At 63.4% G+C, this 25,072-nt stretch carries 22 protein-coding genes; 9 read left to right on the top strand and 13 right to left on the bottom strand.

Annotation, left to right across the window (positions count from 1 at the left end; translation table 11 throughout):
- Position 1 precedes the first annotated feature (1 nt).
- Positions 2–1,042 carry a GGDEF domain-containing protein gene (locus tag ACR9WD_RS15775; protein ID WP_190264225.1) on the bottom strand — a complete coding sequence of 347 codons (1,041 nt, stop codon included), beginning with the start codon at positions 1,040–1,042 and terminating at the stop codon, positions 2–4.
- A gap of 130 nt (positions 1,043–1,172) precedes the next feature.
- Between ACR9WD_RS15775 and ACR9WD_RS15780 the strand changes: the two genes are divergently transcribed.
- Positions 1,173–1,868 carry an EAL domain-containing protein gene (locus ACR9WD_RS15780; protein ID WP_149597557.1) on the top strand — a complete coding sequence of 232 codons (696 nt, stop codon included), beginning with the start codon at positions 1,173–1,175 and terminating at the stop codon, positions 1,866–1,868.
- On the opposite strand, the gene ACR9WD_RS15785 is transcribed toward ACR9WD_RS15780, so the two are convergent.
- The 3 genes from ACR9WD_RS15785 to ACR9WD_RS15795 all read right to left on the bottom strand — a co-directional run bounded on the left by ACR9WD_RS15785 (position 1,830) and on the right by ACR9WD_RS15795 (position 5,268).
- Positions 1,830–2,051, bottom strand: coding sequence for a hypothetical protein (locus tag ACR9WD_RS15785; protein ID WP_223308829.1), 222 nt, complete (start codon positions 2,049–2,051; stop codon positions 1,830–1,832). The two genes, ACR9WD_RS15780 and ACR9WD_RS15785, sit on opposite strands and share 39 nt — an antisense overlap.
- Positions 2,048–3,487, bottom strand: coding sequence for a glycosyltransferase family 2 protein (locus ACR9WD_RS15790; protein WP_233125337.1), 1,440 nt, complete (start codon positions 3,485–3,487; stop codon positions 2,048–2,050). Before ACR9WD_RS15790 ends, ACR9WD_RS15785 begins: the two co-directional genes overlap by 4 nt.
- A 167-nt stretch (positions 3,488–3,654) precedes the next feature.
- Positions 3,655–5,268: an AMP-binding protein gene (locus ACR9WD_RS15795; RefSeq protein ID WP_434922403.1), complete on the bottom strand. Its 1,614-nt coding sequence runs from the start codon at positions 5,266–5,268 to the stop codon at positions 3,655–3,657.
- 725 nt (positions 5,269–5,993) lie between these two features.
- Here ACR9WD_RS15795 and ACR9WD_RS15800 point away from each other — a divergent pair.
- From ACR9WD_RS15800 to catA, 4 genes are all read left to right on the top strand, one after another.
- Complete coding sequence (locus ACR9WD_RS15800) at positions 5,994–6,905, top strand: LysR substrate-binding domain-containing protein (RefSeq protein WP_434922404.1); 912 nt, start codon at positions 5,994–5,996, stop codon at positions 6,903–6,905.
- Positions 6,886–8,007 carry an enolase C-terminal domain-like protein gene (locus tag ACR9WD_RS15805; protein WP_434922405.1) on the top strand — a complete coding sequence of 374 codons (1,122 nt, stop codon included), beginning with the start codon at positions 6,886–6,888 and terminating at the stop codon, positions 8,005–8,007. The genes ACR9WD_RS15800 and ACR9WD_RS15805 overlap by 20 nt, the downstream gene beginning before the upstream one ends.
- An 11-nt stretch (positions 8,008–8,018) precedes the next feature.
- Positions 8,019–8,297 (top strand): muconolactone Delta-isomerase, encoded by a 279-nt coding sequence (gene catC, locus ACR9WD_RS15810; protein ID WP_038992889.1) that lies wholly within the window; start codon positions 8,019–8,021, stop codon positions 8,295–8,297.
- Between the two features lie 193 nt (positions 8,298–8,490).
- Complete coding sequence (catA, locus tag ACR9WD_RS15815) at positions 8,491–9,348, top strand: catechol 1,2-dioxygenase (protein ID WP_254589240.1); 858 nt, start codon at positions 8,491–8,493, stop codon at positions 9,346–9,348.
- A gap of 99 nt (positions 9,349–9,447) precedes the next feature.
- Here catA and ACR9WD_RS15820 read toward each other — a convergent pair whose 3' ends face one another.
- Positions 9,448–9,789 (bottom strand): DUF1801 domain-containing protein, encoded by a 342-nt coding sequence (locus tag ACR9WD_RS15820; protein ID WP_233125338.1) that lies wholly within the window; start codon positions 9,787–9,789, stop codon positions 9,448–9,450.
- A 208-nt stretch (positions 9,790–9,997) separates the two neighbouring features.
- On the opposite strand from ACR9WD_RS15820, the gene ACR9WD_RS15825 reads away from it, so the two are divergent.
- Together ACR9WD_RS15825 and ACR9WD_RS15830 are read left to right on the top strand one after the other, a co-directional pair.
- Positions 9,998–10,498, top strand: a complete 501-nt coding sequence (locus ACR9WD_RS15825) for a hypothetical protein (protein WP_434922406.1) — start codon at positions 9,998–10,000, stop codon at positions 10,496–10,498.
- A gap of 348 nt (positions 10,499–10,846) precedes the next feature.
- Positions 10,847–12,202 (top strand): DUF222 domain-containing protein, encoded by a 1,356-nt coding sequence (locus ACR9WD_RS15830; protein ID WP_434922407.1) that lies wholly within the window; start codon positions 10,847–10,849, stop codon positions 12,200–12,202.
- A gap of 258 nt (positions 12,203–12,460) precedes the next feature.
- Here the strand turns inward: ACR9WD_RS15830 and ACR9WD_RS15835 are convergent, their stop codons facing one another.
- The 6 genes from ACR9WD_RS15835 to benA form a co-directional block, all read right to left on the bottom strand.
- Positions 12,461–15,145 (bottom strand): LuxR C-terminal-related transcriptional regulator, encoded by a 2,685-nt coding sequence (locus ACR9WD_RS15835; protein ID WP_434923220.1) that lies wholly within the window; start codon positions 15,143–15,145, stop codon positions 12,461–12,463.
- Positions 15,146–15,193: 48 nt separating this feature from the next.
- On the bottom strand, positions 15,194–16,540 hold the full coding sequence (locus ACR9WD_RS15840; protein ID WP_434922408.1) for an MFS transporter: 1,347 nt from the start codon (positions 16,538–16,540) through the stop codon (positions 15,194–15,196).
- 171 nt (positions 16,541–16,711) lie between these two features.
- Positions 16,712–17,551, bottom strand: coding sequence for a 1,6-dihydroxycyclohexa-2,4-diene-1-carboxylate dehydrogenase (locus tag ACR9WD_RS15845; protein WP_121867643.1), 840 nt, complete (start codon positions 17,549–17,551; stop codon positions 16,712–16,714).
- A complete protein-coding gene (gene benC, locus ACR9WD_RS15850; protein ID WP_434922409.1) occupies positions 17,548–19,104 on the bottom strand; it encodes a benzoate 1,2-dioxygenase electron transfer component BenC in 1,557 nt (518 codons plus the stop codon). The genes ACR9WD_RS15845 and benC overlap by 4 nt, the downstream gene beginning before the upstream one ends.
- A gap of 80 nt (positions 19,105–19,184) precedes the next feature.
- The gene (benB, locus tag ACR9WD_RS15855) at positions 19,185–19,715 is read right to left on the bottom strand and encodes a benzoate 1,2-dioxygenase small subunit (RefSeq protein WP_121867645.1); all 531 of its coding nucleotides are present in this window, start codon (positions 19,713–19,715) and stop codon (positions 19,185–19,187) included.
- An 18-nt stretch (positions 19,716–19,733) separates the two neighbouring features.
- Positions 19,734–21,092, bottom strand: a complete 1,359-nt coding sequence (gene benA / locus ACR9WD_RS15860) for a benzoate 1,2-dioxygenase large subunit (RefSeq protein WP_149597567.1) — start codon at positions 21,090–21,092, stop codon at positions 19,734–19,736.
- Between the two features lie 238 nt (positions 21,093–21,330).
- Between benA and ACR9WD_RS15865 the strand changes: the two genes are divergently transcribed.
- The gene (locus ACR9WD_RS15865; protein ID WP_038992883.1) at positions 21,331–22,749 is read left to right on the top strand and encodes an MFS transporter; all 1,419 of its coding nucleotides are present in this window, start codon (positions 21,331–21,333) and stop codon (positions 22,747–22,749) included.
- Positions 22,718–23,143, top strand: coding sequence for a DUF1801 domain-containing protein (locus ACR9WD_RS15870; protein ID WP_073707117.1), 426 nt, complete (start codon positions 22,718–22,720; stop codon positions 23,141–23,143). The genes ACR9WD_RS15865 and ACR9WD_RS15870 overlap by 32 nt, the downstream gene beginning before the upstream one ends.
- Positions 23,144–23,158: 15 nt before the next feature.
- On the opposite strand, the gene ACR9WD_RS15875 is transcribed toward ACR9WD_RS15870, so the two are convergent.
- Both ACR9WD_RS15875 and ACR9WD_RS15880 read right to left on the bottom strand, forming a co-directional pair.
- Positions 23,159–23,587 (bottom strand): hypothetical protein, encoded by a 429-nt coding sequence (locus tag ACR9WD_RS15875; RefSeq protein ID WP_190264237.1) that lies wholly within the window; start codon positions 23,585–23,587, stop codon positions 23,159–23,161.
- A gap of 102 nt (positions 23,588–23,689) precedes the next feature.
- Positions 23,690–24,799: a hypothetical protein gene (locus ACR9WD_RS15880; protein ID WP_434922410.1), complete on the bottom strand. Its 1,110-nt coding sequence runs from the start codon at positions 24,797–24,799 to the stop codon at positions 23,690–23,692.
- Positions 24,800–25,072: the final 273 nt, after the last annotated feature.

Here is a 25,072-nt window from a genome sequence, read left to right on the forward strand (position 1 = left end):
CTCAGCTTTCCCCTGCGGACTTGCCGCGTTCGGCAGCACGCTGGCGCTTGGAGGCGTACATGTCCCGGTCCGCGCGCAGGATCATGGTGCTCAGGTTGTCGTCGGCTCGGGCCTGTGCCGTTCCGAAGCTCCAGGCCAGCTTGGATGAGCCTTCAATGCGCTCCATCAAGAGCTGCGCCTGGCCCATCGTCGTATTGGGGAACACCAGCACGAATTCGTCTCCGCCCAATCGGCAGACCAGGTCTCCGGCACGGATCGAGCTGCGCAGATGCCGCACCAGCTCCTTCAGTGCGCGGTCCCCGGCATCATGGCCGCCCTGGTCGTTGATCTCCTTGAATCCGTCCATGTCCAGCAACGCCACAGCCAGCGGCTTGCGGTACTTCCGCGACGCGAGCAAGGCGGCATCTCCACGCGCCGACAGCCCGACGCGGTTCAAGGCGCCGGTCAGCGCATCAACCTGGGTTTGCTGGCGGAATCGGCGCTTGACGTAGTGGCCGACGAACATCCCAATGACTGTGAAGAAGACCAGGCTCAGCACGTTCAACGGACCGCTTTGGTGCTCGGTGCCTACGGCAGGGCCGAAGAACACCGAGTAGGGAATCGTGAAAGCCATGACAGGATAGATGGTCCACCGGGTGACCGCCGGCGGAAAGAGCCAGGACATATAGAGCGCGATGAGCGGAAATTCCTGGAGCCTGAAGACGATCTGCTCATGGTTGACCGAGAACCCCACGAAGGCGACAAAGGCCGACAACTCGGCCAGGGCCCCGAGATAGGCAATCCACAGTGGAAAACGGTCAAGCAGCATCCACACGGTGATCACCATGGCCAAGGTCCCGGCAACCCTTGCCACCGCCAGCTTCTGGATGAGCGGAGAACTGAAATCATTGCCCAGGTTGACCAGATAGAACACCAGCAGGAATGCCGCCACCATCCCGGTGACAGCAACTTCCAGTCGCTCGATCCTGCGGAGCCTGGCTGGCAGCAGCCGGCTCCACCAGATTCCGTCATCGTTGGCCCGCCGGTTCCTTGTCCTGGGCATGCTGCTCCCGCTTCCTTGTGAATTCATCAGTACCGCGTATCCCTGGCCAGCTTCAGGGTAATATCACCTTCGTACCCAACAGCCTAACCAGCATCATCTTGCCAATCCGCATCACCAGCCTAGGTGGACCATGAAGTTCGCATTCCAGCCCCTGATCAACCTGCGCTCCGACGCGTTGCTGGGCTTCGAGGCGCTGGCACGATTCAGCGACGGACGCCGGCCAGATGAGCACTTCGCCGAAGCCCGGGCCGAAGGCAATCTGCTGGCGCTGGAGCTGCGCGCCCTGGAGGGCATTGTCCACGCCGCCCAGGGACTGCCCGATGGGCTGCTGCTCACCATGAATGCCTCAGGCCCTGCAATCAAGGCCTTCGCGCGCGCGGCCCCGGAACTTGATCCCCGGCTGGACTGGGGGCTGGAACTGCACGAGCTGTCCGCACCGGAAGTTTGCGATGCAGTTCGGACCAATGCCGATGAGCTCGGCTGCCTGTTGCTGGTTGACGATGCAGGCATCGGCTACGCCACAAGAGAGCGCATCCTGCGCCTGTTGCCGCACATCGTGAAGCTGGACCGTTCGCTGTTCATCCACTACCTGGCATCGGCCGAGGCCCGCGAGCATGTGGACATCCTGCTGGCGGCCGCCCGCGAGATCAACGCCAAGACGCTGGTCGAGGGGGTCGAAACCGCCGAGCATCTTCAGCTCGCCCGCAGGCTGGACTTCGACTATGCGCAAGGCTTCTATTTCAGCCCCGGCATCGAGCTGGCGGACCTGCCCGTGGCGATGCATGAGCTACACGGACGCCTCGGGATCGATATTCCTGGTTTCTGAGCGGCGTTCGCGTCCCCGTGCGCTGCGGATCCGGATCACCGGCAGCAGCTTGGCCAAGCCCAGGACCAGATAGAGCACGGTGTTGATCGCGACGAACGAGGCGAGCACGGCGAACCAATCGCTGAGCAGCACGCTTTCGGGGAGAATGATTCCTCGCGGGATCTGGACGATGAGATTCATCATGAGATGTTTTCCTTCCGTGCGGCACCTGCGTGGTCGACATGCTTCCAATCCGCGCTGCGGGCAAAGGCGATATCCCCGACGCCTTTGAGGAATGCGAGATCAAGGAAGGCGTCGTAGACCAGCTCGGGAATCACCAGCGCGGCGACGATCCTTGCTCTCCAGCCGCCGTGCCAGACCGTGACCACGCGTTCGACAGCAAAGAGCGCGCCCAGCAGCATCCAGAACGGGAACCACACCCAGGTGTCCATGGAGATCAGCATGATGATCATCAGCGCGAAATAGCTGAACAGCGCGATCACGCCATAGCCGATGCCGATCTGCTGCGCCCAGTACCGGGAGGTCTGCGCGGTGACTCCGTACGCGCCCAGGTTCTCCAAGGCGCCACGCTGCCAGCGCAGCCGCTGCGCCCACAGCATCTTCCAGTTGGGCATCAGCTCGGTGACCACCGTGCAGTCCTGCGGCGACGTGGTCAGCGCGCCGAGGGTTTTCAGCGCGATGGTCAGCTCATTGTCTTCGGTCAAGGCCGCCGTATCATAGACCTCGCCGGGGGTTCCCGGAAGCACGCTGCCGCGCGCAGCCGCCACCTCGCGCAGGGCCGAGGCGCGGAATACCGAGGCCGTGCCGGTGAGCACGAAGACCCGGCCGTCGCGGCGCGAGATTTCGCGTTGGTAGCGGGTGTATTCGTTGCGCTGGAATTGGCCGATCAGCCCGTGGCCTTCTTCGCCGTGGAACAGCCCGCCCACCGACATCAGCGCGCGGTCCCAGGTGAAGCGGTCCCGTGCGGTTGCCAGGAAGTCCGCGCCGATCTGGCTGTCCGCATCCATCACCATGACGCAGTCGTTATCGCCCATCCCGGGCAGGATGGCATGCAGCGCCTGGTTCAGCGCCCCGCCTTTCTTGTGCTTGTTCTCCACCGATTCGAACACCTCGACCCCGTGCTCGCCGGCGACCTGCACGGTCCGGTCGGTGCAGTTGTCGGCCACCACGATGATGCGCGATGGAGCAAAGCTCTGCTCCTCCAGGGCTTTCAGGGTGTATGGCAGGGAAGCTTCTTCATTGTGCGCCGGAATCAGCACGGTCACGGTGACCGGTCCTGCGTAGACGCCTCGGGTGCGGGCCATCACCGCCTTGGGCGCCAGCGGCCGGCTCGATTTCTCGATCGGCGTCCGGCGATAACGCCAAGTGACCAGACGCTCGCCCAGGACCACCAGCAGCACCAGGATCACCGCGGCGGCAACGGAGAAAACCAGGATCGACAAATCGGGCAGTTCGGAGCTGTAGAAGGTTGTCCAGAGCCTTCCGATGTGGACCTCGATCGGGTTCCACATGCCCACCGGGCGTTCGGCGATGCTCAGCGCCCACACCAGCAGCGAGGCCGCGAGAACCACGATCATGATCACACCGATGCCCACCAAACGGCTGAAATGTTTCTGCACGCACGCACCCCATTTACGTCAAGAATTCCTTGTCGACCCCGAGGTTAGCCCAAGGAAGCCACTTGGAAAACTAGCATGCAGGAAATTCCCGGGCACAGTATTTATGCTGAACCTCACCTCCACCCAAAGCATCGCTGTGGCTCGCTGACCTGGCTGGCGGCGGGCGGCTACAGTTCAAGCCGTTTCGTCGCGTCCTCGCGCAACTGGTTCTTGCGGATCTTCCCGGTGACGGTGGTCGGGAAATCCTGCAGCACCTGCACATAGGCGGGGATCTTGTAATGCGCCAGATGCCCGGTGCAATACTCGCGGATCGCCGCCGCATCCAGCGGCTCGCGTCCTGCCTTCATGCGGATGCAGGCACAGATCGCCTCGCCGTACTTCTGATCGGGCACCCCGATCACCTGCACATCCTCGATATCCGGGTGCTTGTAGAGGAATTCCTCGATTTCCGCCGGGTAGATGTTCTCCCCGCCGCGGATCACCATGTCCTTGATGCGCCCGACGATGGTGCAGTAGCCGTCCTCGCGCATCACCGCCAGGTCCCCGGTGTGCATCCATCCCTCCTCGTCGATGGCCGCGCGGGTCTTCTGCTCGTCGTTCCAGTAGCCGAGCATCACCGAATAGCCGCGGGTGCAGTATTCGCCGGTTTCCCCGCGTTCCAGGGTTTCGCCGCTGGCCGGATCCACCACCTTGATCTCCACATGCGGGTGCACCCGGCCGATGGTGGAGGTGCGGCGCTCGAGATCGTCATCGCTGCGGGTCTGGCAGGATACCGGGCTGGTCTCGGTCATGCCGTAGGCGATGGACACCCCGTCCATGCCCATCTCGTCGATGCAGCGGCGCATCACCTTGATGGGGCAGATGGACCCGGCCATGATGCCGGTGCGCAGCGAGGAGAGGTCGTGGTCCTTGAAGCTGGGATGGTTCTGCATCGCGATGAACATCGTCGGCACCCCGTACAACCCGGTGCACTTTTCCTCGGCCACCACCCGCAACGTAGTTTCGGCATCGAAGCCCGGGGCCGGAATGACGATCGTGGTGCCCCGGCTGGTGCAGCCCAGGTTGCCCATGACCATGCCGAAGCAGTGGTAGAACGGGACCGGGATGCACAGCCGGTCGTGCTCGTCCAGGTCGATCATTCCGGTCACCTGGTAGCCGTTGTTCAGGATGTTGCGGTGGCTGAGCACCGCGCCCTTCGGGTAGCCGGTGGTGCCCGAGGTGTACTGGATGTTGATCGGGTCCTCCGGCTTGGTGGCAGCCAGGCACCGGGACAGTTCCTCGTCGCTGATGCGCTCGCCTTCGGCCAGCAGTTGCTCGAAGTCCGCGGTGTCCACGTAGATAACGCGTTCAAGTTCAGGGGTGTCGGCGCGCGTCGCGTCCACCATCGCACGGTAGTTGCTGGTCTTGAATTCGGAGACCGCCAGCAGCAGGCGCACCCCCGAATGGTTGACCGCGTAGGCGTACTCATGGGTGCGGTAGGCAGGATTGACATTGACCAGGATGACGCCGATTTTCGCGGTGGCGTACTGCGCGAAAACCCATTCGGCGCAGTTCGGCGCCCAGATGCCCACCCGGTCCCCCGCCTGCAGGCCGGCGGCCAGCAGGCCCTTGGCCAGGCGGTTGATCTGAGCGTCCAGCTCGCTCCAGCTCCAACGCCGCCCCGTGGAAGCTTCGACCAGTGCCTCTGCCGGGCCGAAGCGGGCCGCCGTGCGTTCGAAGTTGGCTCCGATCGTCTCTTCGATCAGCTGCGGCTCGCTCTCGCCCTGGGCATAAGCCTTCATCTGCGTACCCCTTCATGGATCGCCTCGTCGGAATCTTCGCGGGCACAAAACCTGTGCCCAGCGTCACATTCACACCCTAGCCGCACCCTTTCCCGCTGCCAAGCACCGGCGCGACCTGCACTTTCAAGCCTGAACCTGCGCCCTGAGATCGCAGGACAGCTCGGTGAGGTACGGCAGGTTTTTCAGTCCCTGCAGTTGCATTGATACCCTGCTCCGCCAGCAGGAGCGCATACTCGTGCCAGGAACGGCGTTCGCCCAGGTCTTCAATTCGCCCTCGTTGGGCAACAAAGCGCCCTCTAGATGCCCGAGCAGCTCTTGCTCGCTGAGCTGTCCGGCTCCGTTGAGGCTGATAGCGCATCCCCGGTCCCAGCGGATCGATACCCGGGTGCCATCGTCGAACTCGGCGAACTCGTCGACTTCAACGCCAACCTAGTCTCGGCTACCGGTCGACGACCAAGCGCCCCTAGGCGTGCACCTGGCGCCGACCGCGACAAGAACACCGGTGCCCCCGTTCCGCTTTACCCATGTTGCTGTCCGCGGCGCGATGCCGGCAGGACCATAAGACATCGCTTCCATATCCCTCCCTGCCAGTACGGCAAATCCATTCATACTTGTAGACTCTCAATCGACCCAGAATAAGTATTTCACCCTCTTGGATCGCCGCGTTAGAGTTGCCTGCAAGCGTCTTCTGCGCATTCGACGCGCGGTCCGACGATCGGAGCACCATGGACACGAGACTACTTCGCTACTTTGTCGCTGTCGCCGAAGAACGCCATTTCGGCCGCGCGGCGGCGCGCCTGCATATCGCGCAGCCCCCGCTCTCCCAGCAGATCAAGCAGCTTGAGGAGACGTTGAATACCCAGTTGCTGATCCGCACCACCCGCAAGGTGGAATCGACCAACGCCGGCGAGCTGCTGCTGAGCCGCGGGCGCATCCTGCTCGCAGAGCTCGACCAGCTTTCCCGCGATGTGCGCACGGTGGGCGAAGGCGCGCTGGGCGTACTGCGCCTGGGCTCCACCGGCAGCGCCACCTCGCGCATCATGCCCAAGCTCATCGAGGCCAGCTCGGAGCAGATGCCCGGCCTCCAATTGAATGTCCAGGGCGAAATGCTCACCCCGCAGATGGTCGAAGGGCTCGTCGAGGGGCGCCTGGACCTGGCGATCCTGCGCCCGCCGGTGCGCGGCACCGAGGTCGACTACATGCTGCTGGACCGCGACCATCTGGCCGTGGCCCTGCCGATGGACCACCCGCTGAGCGCCCACGAAGAACTGGACCTGGAGCAGCTGGCTGGCGAGAAGTTCATCTGCTATCCGCCGTCCTCCGCGGTGAACAACATCATCATGGATTCCTGCCGCCGCGTGGGCTTCGCCCCGCAGATCGCCCAGGTGGCCAGCGAGACTTCCACGCTGCTCACCTTCGTCGCAGCAGGCTTGGGCATCGGGCTGCTGCCCACCACCCATTACCTGCCGCACAGCTCCCGGATCACTTTCCGGCCGCTGCGCAACGCACCGTCCGTCGACCTTGCCATCGCTTGGAAAGCCGGCAACGAGTCCGCGCTGGTGCGCAACTTCCTGGAACTTTGCACATTGCTCAACCCCCTAGAAAGGCTGGACCCCGATGCGAATCCAGCGGATTGAAACAATCCCCTATGCCATCCCCTACAACCACCCGCTGCGCTTTGCCAGCGGAGAGGTGCACACCGCCGACCATGTGCTTGTCCGCGTGCACACCGACGAAGGCGTGATCGGCACCGCCGACGCCCCGCCGCGCCCGTACACCTACGGCGAGACGCAGAAGTCCATCGTCGCGATCGTGCAGGATATTTTTGCCCCGCAGCTGATCGGCCTGGACATCATGGACCGCGCGAAGATCCGCCAGGTGCTGGATCGGACCATCCACAACCAGGTCGCCAAGGGGGCACTGGATATCGCCGTCTGGGATGCCATCGGCCAGGCGCTGGGCACCCCGGTGCACAAGCTGCTCGGCGGCTTCACCGACTCGATGCGGGTGAGCCACATGCTCGGCTTCAAGCCGGCCCAGGAGCTGCTCGACGAGGCGCTGCGCTTCGGCGAGCAGTACGGCATCACCACCTTCAAGCTCAAGGTCGGCCGCCGCCCGCTCGCCCTGGACATCGAGGCCTGCCGGGTGCTGCGCGAAGGCCTGGGCCAGGACGTGGAAATCTACCTGGACGCCAACCGCGGCTGGACTGCGAACGAGGCCATGGAGGTGCTGCGCCAGACCGAGGGCCTGGGCCTGAGCCTGCTCGAGGAGCCGTGCGACGCCAAGGAGGCGATGAGCCGCCGCCGGCTGGTCGAGCACTCCCCGATCCCGGTCGTCGCCGACGAGTCCGCGCCCACCGCGGGCGACGCCTCGCGCGAGCTGCTCTCCGGCGGCGCCAACGCGATCTGCATCAAGACCGCCCGCTCGGGCTTCACCGAAGCCACCGAGATCCTCGGCCTGTGCACCGGACTGGGCGTGGATGTCACCATGGGCAACCAGATCGACACCCAGGTCGGCTCGCTGGCCACCGTCACCTTCGGCGCGGCCTTCGAGGCCACCAGCCGCCGCGCCGGCGAGCTGTCGAACTTCCTGGACATGTCAGATGACCTGCTCGCCGAGCCGCTGCAGATCATCGACGGCCGCATTTCGGTGCGCAGCGTGCCCGGCGTGGGCGCCGCCATCGACGAATACAAGCTGGCGCGCTACCGCCAGGACCACGCACTTTCCACCTCGAACTAAAGGAATTCCCCATGTTGTTCCTCGCCCGTATGGACGTTGCATTCCCGGACCACCTCACCGCCGAACAGGTCGCCGATTTCCAGGCCCGCGAGAAGGAGTACTCCGCGAGCCTGCAGCGCAGCGGAAAGATGCAGGGCATCTGGCGCGTAGTCGGCGAGTACGCGAACCACTCGCTGTACAACGTCGAGTCCAATGACGAGTTGCACGAAATCCTCAGCGGCTTCCCGATGTACCCGTACATGAAGATCAAGGTCACCGCGCTGGCCAAGCACCCGAATTCGCTGGCCTAGGAAGGTTTCCAGCCAGCGGGTTCTCTCCGTGCGCCAGCCCACATGCATTGATATCCAAGAACTCTCAATCACCGTCAAATAAGTATTTCACTGGGCATAGACACTGCACTACATTGAATATCAATCACCGCAGATGATGGGGGTCACACCATGGGCCCGCATACGTCACACCACACAATTTAGGGGAGTCACCATGACCACCGAAACTCCAGATCAGGCAACTGCAGCCAAGTCCGGCAACGCCGCCACCGACAGCTTCCGCAATTCCGGCAAGCTCGGCAGCATCGAAACCTCCACCGAGCGCGTGAACTTGCTGGCCAGCAAGCTGATCAAGGCCGCGAACGACATCGTGCTCGAGGAACGCGTCACCTACGACGAATTCAACGCGCTGAAGGCCTGGCTGATCAAGGTTGGCGACGACGGCGAATGGCCATTGTTCCTGGACGTATGGCTGGAGCACTCGGTGGAAGAGGTCGCTACCGACCACCGCGAAGGCAACAAGGGCTCGATCGAGGGCCCGTACTACGTGCCTGATGCTCCGACCCAGAACTCCCCGGCCACCATCTCGATGCGCGAGGACGAGAAGGGCACCAACCTGCTCTTCCAGGGCCAGGTCCGCTCCACCGATGGCTCGGCGCTGAAGAACGCCAAGATCGAGCTGTGGCACGCCGACGAAGAGGGCTTCTACTCGCAGTTCGCACCGGGCATCCCGGAGTGGAACCTGCGCGGCACCTTCATCGCTGACGAGGAGGGCAACTTCCAGATCAACACCATGCAGCCGGCTCCGTACCAGATTCCGACCGACGGTGCCTGCGGCCAGCTGATCGCCGCTGCCGGTTGGCACGCTTGGCGCCCAGCCCACCTGCACCTGAAGGTTTCGGCACCGGGCCACGAGTTGCTCACCGCCCAGCTGTACTTCCCGGGCGACGCGCACAACGATGATGACATCGCCACCGCGGTGAAGCCGGAACTGATGCTCGACGTGCAGCCAGCCGAATCCGGCAACGGCAAGCAGGTCACCTACGACTTCGTGCTCGACCCAGTCAAGTAAGTCTTAGCGCAGCTAAGCAAGCGAAGGCCTCGGCAGGAATATTCCTGCCGAGGCCTTCCTTGCGCTTGAGGGCGGCTTCGGGCCTTTGCGCTGCCGCAATCAGCCAGCCGCCTTCTTCACCAGCTCGCGGATCTTGTCCTCCGTTGCGGCATCCAGCGAGGTGATGGTCCAGGCAACCGGATGCATGTGCGCGCCGTCCTCGTAGGCGGGATTCACCACTTCGCCAAAGCCGAAGGCAACGAAGTCCTTGTCAGGCTTGATGTAGCAGACGTCCTTGCCGTCCCGGACATAAAACGGAAGGCCCCAGCGGACGATCGGCTCCAGCGAGGGCGCGCTTTGCACGATGATGGCATGAAGCCGCTCGGCAATCTCGCGATAAGGTGCTGGAGCCGCGCTGAGCTTGGCCAGGACAGCGGCGTCGCCCTTCTTGGTGAAGATCATTACTAGTCCCCTTATAGACGATTGGCGCTGCATGGCAGCGTTTGGTGATGTCGCTTGCGCGATCGCTGCGCTTTCCCGATCGGCACATAATGCACTTTACCGATTCGGGGCCTCTGCTTCACGGTCTTCTGCAATGCAATACCGGCATCCGACGCACGAGCTGCTAGTGATGCCAAGTATTTCGCTTGCACGGTGTTAGGCTACCGGCATGCGCAAGCTTCTAGCCACCTCCGGTGCCGCCATCATCGTGGCCTACGCGGTTTACGGCGCACTGCTCATGAACAATTGGGCAGTGGTCGCAGCCAGTAGAATCCCCCTGGATGAGACCATCGTGCAGATGGCCGCCATGGACCAGGATTACGATTCGCTCGGAGGTTGGGTCTTCGCAGCAATCGGAATTGCCCTCGCCATCTCCTGGCTCGTTTCCGTCATCGCGTCCGGTCGCAAGCTGCCCGCTTGGGCCGCTATTGGGACATGGAGCCTGATCGTTGCTCTCGGCGCACCGGCCTATTTCTTCGCATCCTTCGCCAACATGAACTCCGTGGGCGATACCTTTGCCGATTGGAACGCCGGCGCCGCTGCTGATCTGGAAGAGCCCCTGTACATCGCCAGCATCCTCGCCTTGGCCTTGCTGGCTGCCATGGGAATCCTTGGCCTCCGCGCGGCTTTGACTCGCCCGCCACGCCCTCTGGCTCAAGCAAGCAGATAAAACCACAGCCACTGCCCCATTCCCGGTACTGGGGATTTTTCACCAGAATCCCCATGGATAGCTTGTCGCAGAAACTTTCGAGATGTTATCCACAATTCGAAAATAACCAGAACACATAGTCGATGTACCGCGGGAAAGTAAATCATGACTACTCCCGCATATTTAGAAGATAACGACGGTGAACACCGCCTGCCACTGCGACCACCGGGCACCCGCACAGAGTCGCACAAGACCTCCCCGTTCGATGCTCAGCGCGAGCACCAGATGTTCTTCGGTCCCCTCAAGAAAATTGCCAATGAGCTCTATGATGCCGGCCCGGTCAACGGCCCCGGCGACGCAATGGAACGCTTGCAGAAGATCCAGCGCCTCCTGAGCAGCGTCGAAGCTGTCATCTGCGTCTTGCTGGCGGATTCGGTCGAACAGGTCAGCGAATCATTCAGCGATTTCATAGCCACGGAAAATACCCACACGGCAGAGGAAGAAGCTGAAGCCCGAAAGAGCGCCGCATACTACGGCGTGGACCGTGGAAGCGAACAGACCATCAACTCCAACCTCATCGCCGAGGCGGCTGTCGCGTTGAGGGAAAGCCCGCGCAAAGTCAGCAAGCGGATGTTCCACGCCAAAGGATTGCGCCATGTCTGCAAAGCCACGCTCCTCGCGCTGGCCGCCGGCGAGATCACTGCCAAGGCCGCCCACGACATCGTCAAGTACTCCCAAGACCTCGGCCCTGGGCAAGTCTCGCTCATGGAACAAACCCTTCTGCCTCTGGCAAGGACCGCCAGCGACGAGACCGTCTACCAGCGCGCCCGCCGCCTTCATGACCGGCTGAACCCCGACTCTGCCGAGAACCGGCAGAAGAACGCAATGGCCGCCCGCAACGTCAAGGTCTGGAATGACGAGGATGGCATGGCCACCTTGCAGTTGCATCACCGCGCTGATGTCATCCACTCAATCCGCAATTCGATCATGCAGGTGGCCGCCCAGAGCACTGATCCCAAAGATCCGCGCACCAAAACCCAGCTTGAGGCCGACGCCCTTGCAGACGTATATCTGAATGGATGGCCCGGAATGGAGGGCATGCAGCTGAAGCCACGGGTATCCATCACGATACCGGCCGTGGAAATGCTCGCGAATCCCACTCGCGCCCTTGCCGATCTGGAAGGCTACGGACCCATCCCAATCGGGATAGCGTTGGAACTCGCGGCAGACGCTCCATCATTCCAGCGCGTGCTGACCGACCCATGGACGGGCGCTGCAATTGACGTGGAACCCAAGAAATACCGGCCTTCGCAGGGGTTGCGCGATTTCCTGCGTCACCGCGACCAGCATTGCGGTTTCCCGGGTTGCCGACGCCCAGCCGACCGATCAGAAATAGACCACATTGAAGCGTTTGGGCAAGGCGGCCACACGACCCGGCAAAACACCCATCTCTTGTGCAAGCAGCATCAGATGTTCAAGCACGCCCTAGGGTGGAAGGTCTTCGCCTGCCCTGATGGCTCCAAGACGTGGGTGTCTCCGCACGGGCTGCGGTCAATCACGATCCCTGAGAGCGTAGCCAACGTGGCGAACTTTGATCATGTCAACGATCATTGCCCGCAGCGAACATCGGACGACGCAGCTCACAAGGTGCATTTGACCCCCGAAGTGCGGCGCGTGCTGGGCCTTGGCCAAGATGAAGACCTGCCCGGCACTGGGACCGGCTAGCACCGGTCGCCCGCTGTGAATTTTGAGTGACAAATTTTTTCAGTCACTAGAACCGCCACACCACCCATAACCCCACAGGAGCAACCGCGATGATTCGCGTTGCTCAGCTGGCTGCCGCCTGCATCAAGTCCCGTCTTCCTCCCATTCAAGCGATACGACTTGAATGAAAAAATTTTCAGTCACTGCACGCAGGACGAGCCGCACTGCGGATGGCTCGGCTGTCGTTCGTGAATGAAAATTTTTATCAGTCAAGAAGCACTATTCTTCTTGGCCAAAGCGTGCCAAAGCAGCAAGCTCTGTACGGTTGGAGACCGACAGCTTCGTGTAGATCTTGGTCAGGTGGTACTGCACTGTTTTGGTACCGATATACAGTTCTTCAGCTACACGTCGGTTGCTTGCGCCTTCGCACACCAGCTTGGCCACGGCTTGTTCCTGAGCGGTCAGCGTCGACCAGTCGGCGCTTTCCTTGCGCAGCATCCCGGTACCGCTTGCCTGAAGCTCACGCGTGCAACGGTCAATGTACACGGTTGCATCGCAGTGCGTGAAAAGCGCCAGCGCGCGAGTCAGCGGAGCCACGCATTCGGCCCGCTTGCCGGCGCGGCGCAGGCATTGCCCGTAGTAGAAATCAATTTTCGCCCGGTGGTAAACCGAACCGACGCCCTCCAAACGGCGGATGGCATCTTCAAAAACAAGGCGGGCGCCGTCGATATCGCCGCGAGCTGCCAGCAAGGCGCCTTGCACGCTCAAGAAGCGGGCAGCCCCGGTTTGGTGGCCTGAAGCGACAGCGCTCTCCAGCAACGGCTGAATGAAAGCTTCTGCCTCCTCAAGGCGTTCGCAACGTATGAGCGCCAAGGCATATGTATCTTGCCAGGTCCAGAAGCCCGGCTGGTCTATGCCCTGGGTGCGGTCCAGCCGAAGCAGGGGCTCCAGCGTACGCACGACTTCTTCATGGTTTGCCTGCGCCCGGGCGATCTCGGCCCGCGCCATCCGGTAAGGCATTTCCATGATGGCATAGCTGCCGGTACGAGCCCATGACTTGCGAAGGTGCAGATCAGCCTGCTCCCAATTGCCGCGCAACGCGTGGATCTGCGCCGCGGTCAGTTGGATCAGCGGACGCAGGACCTGGATTTCAGAACGTTCCTGCAGGGCTTGCGCGGATCGAACCGTCTCCAGTGCTTGGTCCCAGTCGCCCATGAGGAACTCAGCGCGAGCCGACCAGGCCTTGGCCCACAACGAGATGCGCAGCGATCCATCGCTGAAGTCCGTGGAGCTGGCCGCAGAAAGCTCGTGCCGGGCAAGCTCCACGCGATCGGTCGCGAGGTAGACCCAGCCCAGCGACATTTCCGCACGCTGGCGCTGGGCTCCTGCCGGAAGGGTGGCCAGCAGGTCCATCAGGAGTTGCTCGCCTTCTTCGGCGCGGCCCATCATTGCCAGGCCAAGCCCTTGGATGGCCGCATTCTCGATGGCCAGCGGGCTGCCGACCTGGGCCAGGCGAAGCGATTGCTCAGCCCAGTCAATGATCTTCTGCCCCTTTAGACGGCACAGCGAATCAAGGACTTGGCGTTGCGCGATCACTGCCATCACATCGTGGTCCTGCTCCTGCACCGCGTTCTGCCAGGCGCTCGACAGCCAGCGCCGCGCGGTGTTGGCCCTGCCTTGCAGAATGGAAATGTATCCGGAAAGCACGTCCCGCTCCGGGCTGCTTTCCAAGCTCGCCAACTGGTGCGCGAAGGTTTGCGCGCGCGGCAGCTCGCCCGCGGCAACTATGGCATCCACCGCGTTGAGCAGCAGGGAGTCGCGGCGCATCGGCTCCGGGGACAAATGCATGGCACGGAAGAATGCGGTGGCGGCCGACGACCACTCGCCCCGCTGTCCCTGCGCCCGTGCGTAGTCCCGCAGTTCCAGCGACAGGTTGCCGTCAGGCAGGATGCTCGCATCAGCCCGGTGGCCCAAGCGCTCGCCCTGGTCTTCGACAATGTCGGCGGCGCTAGCATGCAACTTGATGCGGGCGCTCAGCGGGATCTGGTGGTAGACCGCCATTTGCACCAGAGCGCTCTCGAATCCGAGCCGAACCTTGCCGCTGTGGCCGTGGGCTTGCGCCAGCGAAGAGTCGAGAATCTGCTGGATCGGCTCCAGCGGATCGTCCTCCCCGACCAGCTTGGCGATCATGTCGATCCTGGCCTGCACCCCGAGCACCGCGGCGGCTTCCACCAGCGCCCGGGCGCGCGGATCCAGCCCATCCAATAGCTCGATGACGTGCAAGGACAGGGCGCGCGGGGCAGGCGGCCAGCGGTCGAACTGCTCCCAGCTCTGCTCCGGATTTTCCTGGGCCAGCTCGATGACCGCTTGCAGGTTGCCCTGGGTGTAGTGCACCAGCTGCTCGGCGGCCGTGGGCGGCAGGTCGATCCCCGTTCGGGCGCAGACGATCTCGCGGGCATGCGCGGAACTGGGAACTTCCAGCTGGAGGATCTTCAGTTGGCTGTCGGCCAGGAATTCGCGGGTTTCCGGTGACAGCCGTGCAAGGTTCTGCTCGCGCATCACCAGCACGATGAGCACCGGTTCATTGCGCAATCGGCGCCACGCATAGTGCAGCGCCTGGAAGCTGAGGTCATCGACCCACTGCGCGTTTTCCAGCACCAGCACCCGCGGGTGCTGCGCATCCCTGCGCAGGTGCTGAAGCAGCGCTTCGCCCAGCGCCCCGGCCGAGCCTGCATGGCTGCGCTGCAGCAACGGGGCCAAGGCGGCCCCAGGCTGGGCGGTCTCCCAGCGCGAGGCCGTCACCAGCTGCACCGCTTGGCCGGCCACACGGGTCAGCAGCGTCTTGATGATGGTGCTCTTCCCGCTGCCCCGCGGCCCCTTGAGCACGGCAAGCATGCTGCCGCGTTGCTGGACTTCGCGGGAAAGGTCGGCGAGCGCATCCTGGGCCTGCTGGGCGCTGAGCATGGCGTTCACCAGCCTTTCTGCGTTGCTGCGTTGCGTTCCGATGTGCCGCTACTCCCCTGTTCCGGCACCAGCCAGCACTTTTTGCGTGCTGCGCGGCGCGGCCGAACGGGTAAGCGGGACGCAGGCGGTGACCAGCGTTCCAACGATAGCAACTGCGGCGAACACATAGAACGCGGTGCCCGGGGAAACCCCGGCCGAGAGCAGCAGTCCGCCGAGCAGCGGCCCGAAAATTCCGCCCAGCCGCCCGAATCCGGCGCACCAGGCCACCCCGGCCCCGCGGGCAGCGCTGTGGTAGTAGTTCGACACAAAACCGTAGATCAGCACCTGGGTGCCGATGGTTCCCACCCCGGCCGCCGCCACCAGGGCCAGCAGCAGCACCAGCGGGAGCTTGAGCGTCATCAGCACCATTGCCAGCGCGGCCAGGAAGAAGGTCAGCGCCACAACTTGCTTGGGGCCGACGCGGTCGGCGGCCACCGAGGCCAGCAGCCCGCCGAAGACCGCCGCGAGGTTCAGCACCAGCAGGAACAGCAGCGAGTGGGACTTGCCGTAGCCTGCCTGCTGCATGATTTCCGGCATCCAGGTGTTCAACCCGTAGGTCAGCAGCAGGCCGGCGAAGCTCATCATGCCCAGCAGCGCGGTGGGCAGCGCGTAGCGCTTGGTGGCCAGTGCGGCGAAGCCTGCCCGTTCGGCCTTGACCTGCCCGGCCTCGGCATCGTTTGGAAGTTCCAGCTGCATGCCGGTGCGTGCCGCCAGTGCGCGGGCTTCGTCCACGCGGCCGCGGGAAAGCAGCCATTGCGGGGATTCGGGCAGCTTGGACCAGGCCATCGGCAGCAGGAACAGCAACGGCAGCGCGCCAATGAGGAACAGCCCGCGCCAGCCGATCGCCTCGCTGAGCACCATAGCCAGCAGCGAGGCGAGCACGCCACCGGCCGGCACACCGGAGTAGACGATCGCGTTGTAGTAGTTGCGGCGGTGCTTCGGCGCGAATTCGGCCACCACCGCGCCGGCGGTGGCGACGAGCGCGCCCACGCCCATGCCGGTGGCGAAACGCAGGATGCCGAACCACAGGGTGTCGGCCGCCAGCGCGGTCAGGCCCATGCCGACGGAAAACCAGATGATGCCGGTGATCATGGTCTTGCGCCGGCCGATGTAGTCGCCGATCGCGCCGGTGGCCAGCGCGCCGACCATCACGCCCAGCAGCGCGTAGCTGCCCAGCAGGCCGGCGGTGGCCTCATCGAGCTGGCCGAGCTGGCTGGGGTCGGACAGCAGCGTGGAGACGATGGTTCCGAAGACCACCAGGTCGTAGCCGTCGAAGATCAGCGAGATGGCGGCGATGGCCACCACCCAGCGCACGGTGCTGGCGGCGTTGCTGCGGGAAATGGTGCTGGTGTTCACGTGTTTTTCCGTTCGTTCGCGGTGACCGGGAAACCTCGTTGTTCCCCGGAAAATACGTGCCCGGCGAAAAGTGCACGGCCGGGATGGTGCTGATGGTGCTGATGCGGCAAACGGGCCGTGAAGACGAGCCGTTTGCCTGCTGATGATGCGTTGCCGCTGTGGCGCTTTTCGCTAGCCGAGGTCCCCTCCGGCCACCGCGAGGGTGGAGCCGGTGATGTAGGAGGCTTCGTCGGAGGCGAGGAACACGATCGGCGCGGACTGCTCGTCCAGGGTGCCGTAGCGCTTGAACAAGCTGGAATCCACGGTCTGGTCCACGATGGCCTGGTACCAGGCCTTTTCCTGCTCGCCACTCGGAGCCGGGCCGCGCTTGACAACGCGTTCCGGGGCTTCGGTGCCGCCGGGGGCGGTGGCGACTACGCGGATGTTCTTCGCCGCGCCTTCCATGGCCAGCGCCGAGGTGATGGCCTTGACCCCGCCCTTGGCTGCCGCGTACGGGACGCGGTTCATGCCGCGGGTGGCGACCGAGGAGACGTTCACGATAGTGCCCCGCCCGGCTTCGACCATGAGCTCGAAGACCGCGCGGCACATCCACAGGGTCGGGAAGAGCGAGCGCTGGATTTCCTTCTCGATCTCTTCCGGCGCGTAGTGCTCGTAGGGCTTGGCCCAGATGGTCCCGCCGACGTTGTTGACCAGCACATCGACGCGGCCGAACTGGTCCTTGGCGGCGGTGACCGCGGCCAGCGCCCCCTGGAAGGTTTCCAGGTCTGCGGTCACGCTCAGCGCGGTGGCGCCGTGGGCGCGCAGGCCCTCGGCGACCTCGTGGATCAGCGGCGCGCGGTCCACGAGCACCAGTTCCCCGCCCTCGGCGGCGATGCGCCGGGCCACGGACCAGCCGATGCCCTGGGCGGAACCGGTGACCATGACAACCTTGCCGGCGAAGCGGCCCGGGTGGAAGGATTCGGGCAGCCCGGCGGCCTCGGTCTGGTTCACCGGACTCTGCGTGGCGCTCACTGGGCAGCTGCCTTGGAGGCGGCGGCCATGGTGGCCTTGGCGTGCTGGTTGTGCGCGGTGATCGCCGCGCGAGCGGCGGCGATGTCCTGCTTTTCGAAGGCCGCGACGATTTCCAAGTGGTCAGCGTCCACGGCTCCGTCGATCCAGTGCTCCTGGCGCAGCACGGCGGCCATCAGCGCCGGAACGTCCAAGCGGCGGTAGGCCTGCAGCAGGTGCTCGTTGCCGACGGCCTTGAACAGGAACTCGTGGAAAGCGTCATTGGTGACGGTGAATTCCTCGGCGTTGACGAACTTCTCGCCGTCCAGGGTCTTGCCGGCCAGTTCGGCCAGGACCTTGAATTCGCCCAGCTGGCCTTCGGCCAGCTTGCCCATGGTCAGCTCGACGACGGCCAGTTCCAGTGCCATGCGGGCATCGAACTGCGCTTCGAAGCTGGCATGCTCCTCGCCAATCTCGTAGCCCTGGGCTGCTGGCTCGGCGGCAGCTGCTGGCGTTGCCGGTGCTTCTGCTGCGGCTGGTGCGGCCGGCTCGGCCTCCGCCTCGGGCACGACTGCCAGCGCGAACTTCTCGTAGTAGAAGTTCTGCGGCTTGATGCCCTCGGCTTCCAGGTGGCGGCGCACGCCTTCCACCATGGGCGGCGGGCCGCACAGATAGATGTCCACGTCACCCTCGGCCAGGTGATGCGGCTCGAAGTGGTTGGTGACGTAGCCCTTCTTCTCGGAGGCGCTGTCCGGGTCACCCACCACGGTGTCGAAGCTGAAGCCCTCGATGCGCTGGGTGCAGTCCTGCAGCACGTCCAGCTCCACCAGGTCGATGTCGGTGTTCACGCCGTAGATCAGGTGCACCGGGTGCGGGTTGTCCATGCCGGCCAGCTTCTCCAGGATGGCCAGCAGCGGGGCCAGGCCGGTGCCGCCGGCCAGCAGCAGCGACTGGCGCTTGGGTTCGCGCAGGAAGAAGCTGCCCATCGGGCCGGTGAAGGTGATGCGGTCGCCCACCTTGGCGGTATCGCGCATGTAGGTGGACATCAGCCCGCCGTCGGTGATGCGGATCAGGAAGGAGACGATCTCGACGTCAGGGCCGGAGCTGAAGGAATAGGAGCGGGTCTGCCCGCCGGAGCCGGGCACCTCGATGTTCACGTACTGGCCCGGCAGGAAAGACAGCTCTTCGCGGTTGTCCACCTTCAGGCTGAAGGCGTAGGTGGTCTCGGAGATGCGGCGGATCTCAGTCAGCGTGGACTCGAAGGAGGAGGCCGAGGTCTTGGCGACATCCGAGGTAGTCGGGATCTGCAGCACGAGGTCGGATTCGGGGACCATCTGGCAAGGCAGGCAGTAGCCGGCATCTGCTTCGTCGTCGGTCAGGGCTTCTTCGATGTAGTCGCCGCCGTCGTAGGTGCCCGACTCGCAGAAGGCCTTGCAGGTGCCGCAGGCGCCGTCGCGGCAGTCCAGCGGGATGTTGATGCGGGCTTTGTAGGAGGCGTCGGCGACGGTTTCGTTCGAGCCGACCTTGATGAAGCGGGTGATTCCGTCTTCGAAGGCGAGTGCTACCTGATGGGACATGGCATGCTCATTTCACAAATTTCGGGGATGGGTGAGCTGGCGGGGCCTGCACTGGCCCCGCCGCCCACGGAGGTGTCGCTTTAGATGTGGTAGATGTCCACCACGTGGTGGATGTAGTCGTTCTTCAGCACGACCTTCTTCGCGGTGATCACCGGTGCGGTGCCGGAGTAGTCGATGGTGTAGAACGAGGTGCCGAAGTAGGTGTCCACATTCTGGTAGCGGTAGTACAGGGTGAACCAGTTGAACCGGATATCCACCTTGTCCCCGTCGACCGCCAGGATCTCCACGTTGGTGATGTTGTGGCCGGTGCGCGGCTCAGGCAGCGAGGTGGCCGAGGAGCGGTCGGTCTTGATGCGGAAGACGCGGTCTTCCAAGCCGCCGCGGTTCGCGTAGTAGATCAGCGAGATCTCGCGCTGCGGGTCCTCGGTCAGCTGCTCGTCGTCGGCCCAGGCCGGCATCCAGAAGGTGGCTTCCGGGTGGTAGCAGTCCAGCCAGCGGTCGAAGTCGCGGTCGTCGAGGAAGCGGGCTTCCTGGTAGAGGAACTGCGCGATGTCCGCGGTGGTGATTGCGCCGTTGGACGTCGGCGCCTCGGTCAGTGCAATGGTGCTCATCTGTTTGCCCCTTCGGCCTTAGTTCTGTTCTGCGCGTTCGTTGTCCACGGCCTGGCGCATGGTCTGCAGCCAGTAGCCGTGCTGGATCGGGTACAGGCCCTCGTCTTCGGTGCGGGCGCCGGAGGAGATGGGCTTCAGCCCCACCTTGTCGGCGTTCTCATCCGGACCGGTGATCTGGTGGGCCTGGCCGCGCGAGAGGTCGTTCCACTGGGCCGCGGTGGCCAGGTAGGTCTTCTGGCAGGAGCGGAATTCTTCCAGGTCATCCGGGGTGGCCATGCCCGAGGCGTTGAAGAAGTCCTCGTACTGGCGGATGCGGGCGGCGCGCGCGGTATCCGATTCGCCCACCGGGGCGAAGCAGTAGATGGTCACCTCGGTCTTGTCCACGGAGATCGGGCGGAAGACGCGGATCTGCGAGCCGAACTGGTCCATCAGGTACACGTTCGGGTACAGGCACAGGTTGCGCGAGATGCCGATCATCCAGTCGGCCTTGGCTTCGCCGAACTTGGCGACCAGCTCGTCACGCTTCTCGGCCAGCGGGCGGTTGGCAGGGTCCAGCCATTCGGTCCACAGCAACAGGTGGCCGTGCTCGAAGGAGTAGTAGCCGCCCTTCTGCTTGTCCCAGCCGCCGGCATCCATGGTCTTGGTGTCATTCGAGGATTCGCCGTTGGCGCGGCGGGCCTGGGTGGCTGCATAGTTCCAGTGGGTGGCCGAGACGTGGTAGCCGTCGGCGCCGTTTTCCGCCTGCAGCTTCCAGTTGCCGTCATAGGTGTAGGTCGAGGCGCCGCGCAGCACTTCCAGCCCCTGCTCGGACTGGTCGACCATCATGTCGATGATCTTGGTGGCCTCGCCCAGGTGCTCTTGAAGCGGCTTGACATCGGCGTTGAGCGAACCGAAGAGGAAGCCGCGGTAGTTCTCGAAGCGGGCGACCTTGGTCAGATCGTGGGAGCCGTCCTTGTTGAACTGCTCCGGATAGCCGGCGCCGCGCGAGTCCTTGACCTTGAGCAGCTTGCCCGAGTTGTTGAAGGTCCAGCCGTGGAAGGGGCAGGTGAAGGTGGTGCGGTTATCGGTCTTGCGGCGGCAGAGCATGGCTCCGCGGTGGCTGCAGGCGTTGATCAGGGCGTTGAGTTCGCCCTGCTTGTTGCGCGAGATGATGATGGGCTGGCGGCCGATGTTGGTGGTGTAGTAGTCGCCGATGTTCGGGATCTGGGATTCGTGGGCCAGGTATACCCAGTTGCCTTCCCAGATGTGCTTCATTTCCAGCTCGAAGATCTCTTTGTCGGTGAAGATATTTCGATTGGCGCGGAACTCTCCGGTTTCCGGGCTGTCAACCAGGGCGTTATCCAGCAGGCTGGATACCTCGTTCAGGGTCTCGGTCATGGCGTGGTGTGCTCCGTCCATTCAATGCTCGTCAAAAGGGGAAAACCGCTGCAGCCGGTTTGCATGGATTCAACCTTGGCAGAAAGTGCGGGCGGTCACACTAGGGCTATGCCTAGGCTTGGGCTAGGCATCTGACTACTATGTTTTCGATCGTCTGAGTCAACACCTGTTGCCTATCAATGCATCGGCGTATTCTTTGATACGAGCACCAGCCCACTTTTTGCAAAGCAGGCTCCCCATGCGCGATGAAGGACCCACGGATCATCCGCTGGCCGGCAGCGGCAACCCCGAGGTTCCGCCGCAGGGCCAGCGCTCATTCATGCACATTCTGGTGAATACCGCCGTTGCGAACCTCACCACCAGCTACCTGTGGTTCGCGTTGACCTTCTGGGTGTACCTGGAAACCGAGAACGTCATGGCCACCGGCATCATCGGCGGCGCGTTCATGCTGCTGATCTCCCTGTTCTCCATGGTTTTCGGGACCATCGTGGACAACCACCGCAAGAAATCGGTCTTCGTCTTCTCCGCGCTCATCACCGCGGTGGCCTTCAGCCTGGCCGGGCTGATCTACCTCGTGCTGCCCACCGAAGACATCCTGGACATCGGCGGGTGGCAGTTCTGGATCTTCTGCCTGGTCATCCTGTTCGGCGCGATCGTCGAGCAGATGCGCGGCATCGCCCTGTCCACGACCGTCACCCTGCTGATCCCGGTCGAGCGCCACGCAAATGCCAACGGGCTGGTGGGCACGGTGCAGGGCATCGCCTTCATCGTCACCAGCGTGTTCTCAGGGCTGTCCATCGGGCTGCTGGGGATGGGGTGGACGCTGGCCATCGCCATCATGCTGGTGGTGATCACGATGCTGCACCTGCTGGGCATCTCCATCCCGGAGGAGGAGCCGGAAAAGGAGGAGGGGCGCACCAAGACCAGCGACCTGCGCCTGGGCTTCACCACGGTCATGGCCATTCCTGGACTGTTCGCCCTGATCATCTTCTCGATGTTCAACAACTTCATCGGCGGCACCTATATGGCGCTGATGGACCCCTACGGGCTGACCATCATGCCGGTCGAGGCCTGGGGCATCGCCTTCGGGCTGGCGTCCACCGGCTTCATCGTCGGAGGCCTGGCCATCGCCAAGTTCGGCTTGGGTGCCAACCCGATCCGCACCATGCTCCTGCTGGTGGCCGTCATGGGATTCCTCGGCGCGATCTTCACCATCCGCGAGTGGACCTGGCTGTATGTGCTGGGCATCTGGTTCTACATGATGCTGATTCCCGCGGTGGAAGCCTCGGAGCAAACGGTGATCCAGAAGGTGGTCGCCTTCCGCCGCCAGGGCCGGGTATTCGGCTTCGCCCAGATGCTCGAAGCTGCGGCGGCCCCGATTACCGCCTTCCTGATCGCGCCAATAGCCCAGTACCTGGTCATCCCGTTCATGCGTTCGCCCGAGGGCGATGCCCAGTTCGGCTGGCTGGTGGGGCAAGGCGAGGCGCGTGGCATCGCCTTGATCTTCCTGGCCGGTGGGCTGATCATGATTGTGGTGGCGCTGCTGGCCATGGGCACCGGCCAGTATCGCAAGCTGTCGGCAATTTTCCAGGCAGAATCGCCTGCTGCACCCGAGGAGGCATCACTTGCCAACAAGTCAGAAGACCCTTCCAACTGACGCCAGCGTTGAGGAGTTCATCGAGGCGGCAACCCCGGACAAGCGCCGGATTGACGGCCATGAGCTGGACCGCATCTTCCGCGAAGCCACCGGCGAGGAGCCGGTGATGTGGGGCCCGAGCATGATCGGCTACGGAAGCTATACCTATATCTCCCCTGCCAATGCGCGCACCACCGGCATCTGGCCCAAGACTGGCTTCTCGCCGCGCAAGGCCCAGCTGTCGCTCTATGGCCTGAAGGATCTGCCCGAAGGGGCCGAGCTGCTGCCGCAGCTGGGCAAGTACACCGAAGGAGCCGGCTGCGTGTACGTGAAGAAGCTGGAGGATATCAACCTGGACGTGCTGCGCAAGCTGATCGGCATTGCCGCCTCGCGGCAGGACGACCAGGCGCAATAGCGGGCCGATGTGGCGCTATCTGGCCAGTCGAGCTTTGCTCAAGCGCCTGAGGGCGACGCAGGAACCTGCGACTGCCCCCATCACAATCACTGCTGCGCCGGCGATGAGCGAGACGGTCATCGGCAGCTGCGGGCTGGCGGATTCGGGGAAGGCATCAAAGAGCAGAAGCGTCCAGAAAAAGCCCGGAATCACACCGGCCGCCAAGGAAACGAGGCTCAGCAACAGCGCATGCAGCCAACGGTCGCTGGCGCTGCCCAGCCATGCCATGACGGCGGCAATGGCAAGCCAAGGAAGCATCGGGAAGGCCAAGGGGAACCAGAGGTCGGGCTCAGCCCACCAGGCAGCTCCGGCGATCAAGGGATCAACGATCATCAGCAACACCGCGAAGAGGATTCCGCTGACTGCTGCGAGCCACCTCGTGGGCCTTTCGCTCGTCCTGGCCACGGCAGGTCCGCCTATCTGCAACTAGAGCATTCCTTCTTGCCTTGCTCGGCACCCGCAGGGCCATAGCGCTGCGGGTGCCTTGAGCTGCCTTGCTGTACTGCTTTATTCGGCTTCTTCGAAGAAGACCTCGACCTCGGTGATGCCGGCAGAGATGACCGGAACCAGGCGCTCGTCGATGCTGTAGTGCTCGCCATCCTTGGAAATCAGGCCGTAGTCGGCCAAGGAATCCATGGCCGTCCGAGCTTCTGGCAGCACCTCATCGTAAATCTTCGGGCCGCAGTTGCGGCGCAGGCCTTCCAGGTCCCCTTCGCGTCCGGTGGATGCGGTGACCAGCAGGTTGCGCAGCACCAGGTAATGGGCTTCATCGCGCAGGGTGACATCGAAGGTCGGGTTCAGGTGCGCCTGGACACAGCCGACAGCCATCTCGAAGAGCAACTGCGCGCTGCCCGCTTCCTCGCCGGCCACCAGCAGGTCGTAGGCGTCCGGGTCGGTGCGCAGCACCGAGCCGTCGGACTCCACGACTGACATGCGCCCGGCACTCCAGATGTAATTGAAAGCCAGTGGCGCTGGACCGCTAGGGTCGAAGGTTTCAGCATCCAGGCCAACGGCGTTGAGCACCTTGGCGCGCGGGGCTTGCGCCTCTGCGGAGAAGTCTTCCATGTCCACGCCCTCGGCCAGCGCCTCTGCATAGGCCTTGACCTGGGTGAACAGCTTGGTTCCGCGCAGCAATTCGCACAGTTCCGCATCACCTTCGGCGAAGCCGTTGAGGGTGTCTTCCAGCATCTCGCGCAGGGCTTCGAGGTTTTCCTCTGGACCCTGCCAGAGCTTGCGGTCATCGACGAAGTTGAAGTACTCCAGCCAGGTGGTGAAGATCGGTTCTGGCGCCAATGATTCCGGCAGGTTGCCAAGGTGCATGGCCAGGGTCTCGCCGAAGACATCGACGTCCATGTCGAACAGGTTGGAGCTGCGGGCGTTGTCGGCGTACTCGCCGGCGATCTGGCCGATGAGGTCCGACTGCATGCCCGCTGCCTGTGACGCCTGTTCGGCAGTGAACACAGGGACCTGCTCCGCGACCCAAGCCGTGTAGTCGCCGCGAAGCGCGTCGACCTGCGCTTCAGCTTGGATCTTGAACACGCTGCGGCCGCGAACTGCCGCCTTGGCAGGATTTCCTGCGCCCGAATTCTTCTTGCCTTGACGCTTCTTGCTGGCCATGAGCCGTCCTTTAATTCCGAAATTGGTCTCTGGTTAAAGCCTACGGTGCCCACCCGGAACCGGGCGAAAAGCGCGATGCGGCTCACCTGCTCAGAAACGCGTTCGGATACCCCGCCGATCTGTAGACCATTTGTCCTTCAACATGCTCACTTGCTGTTTTCTTGTCCACTTTCATTGACCATTGGCGCTTGATCAGACAAGATAAACAGCAGAGACGAATGTAGCCTACGACACAATACTTCGAGTTCTGCAGGATATCTGCGACGGGGTCCA

Source organism: Glutamicibacter sp. PAEs-4, from assembly GCF_051161755.1.
Classification (GTDB): domain Bacteria; phylum Actinomycetota; class Actinomycetes; order Actinomycetales; family Micrococcaceae; genus Glutamicibacter; species Glutamicibacter nicotianae.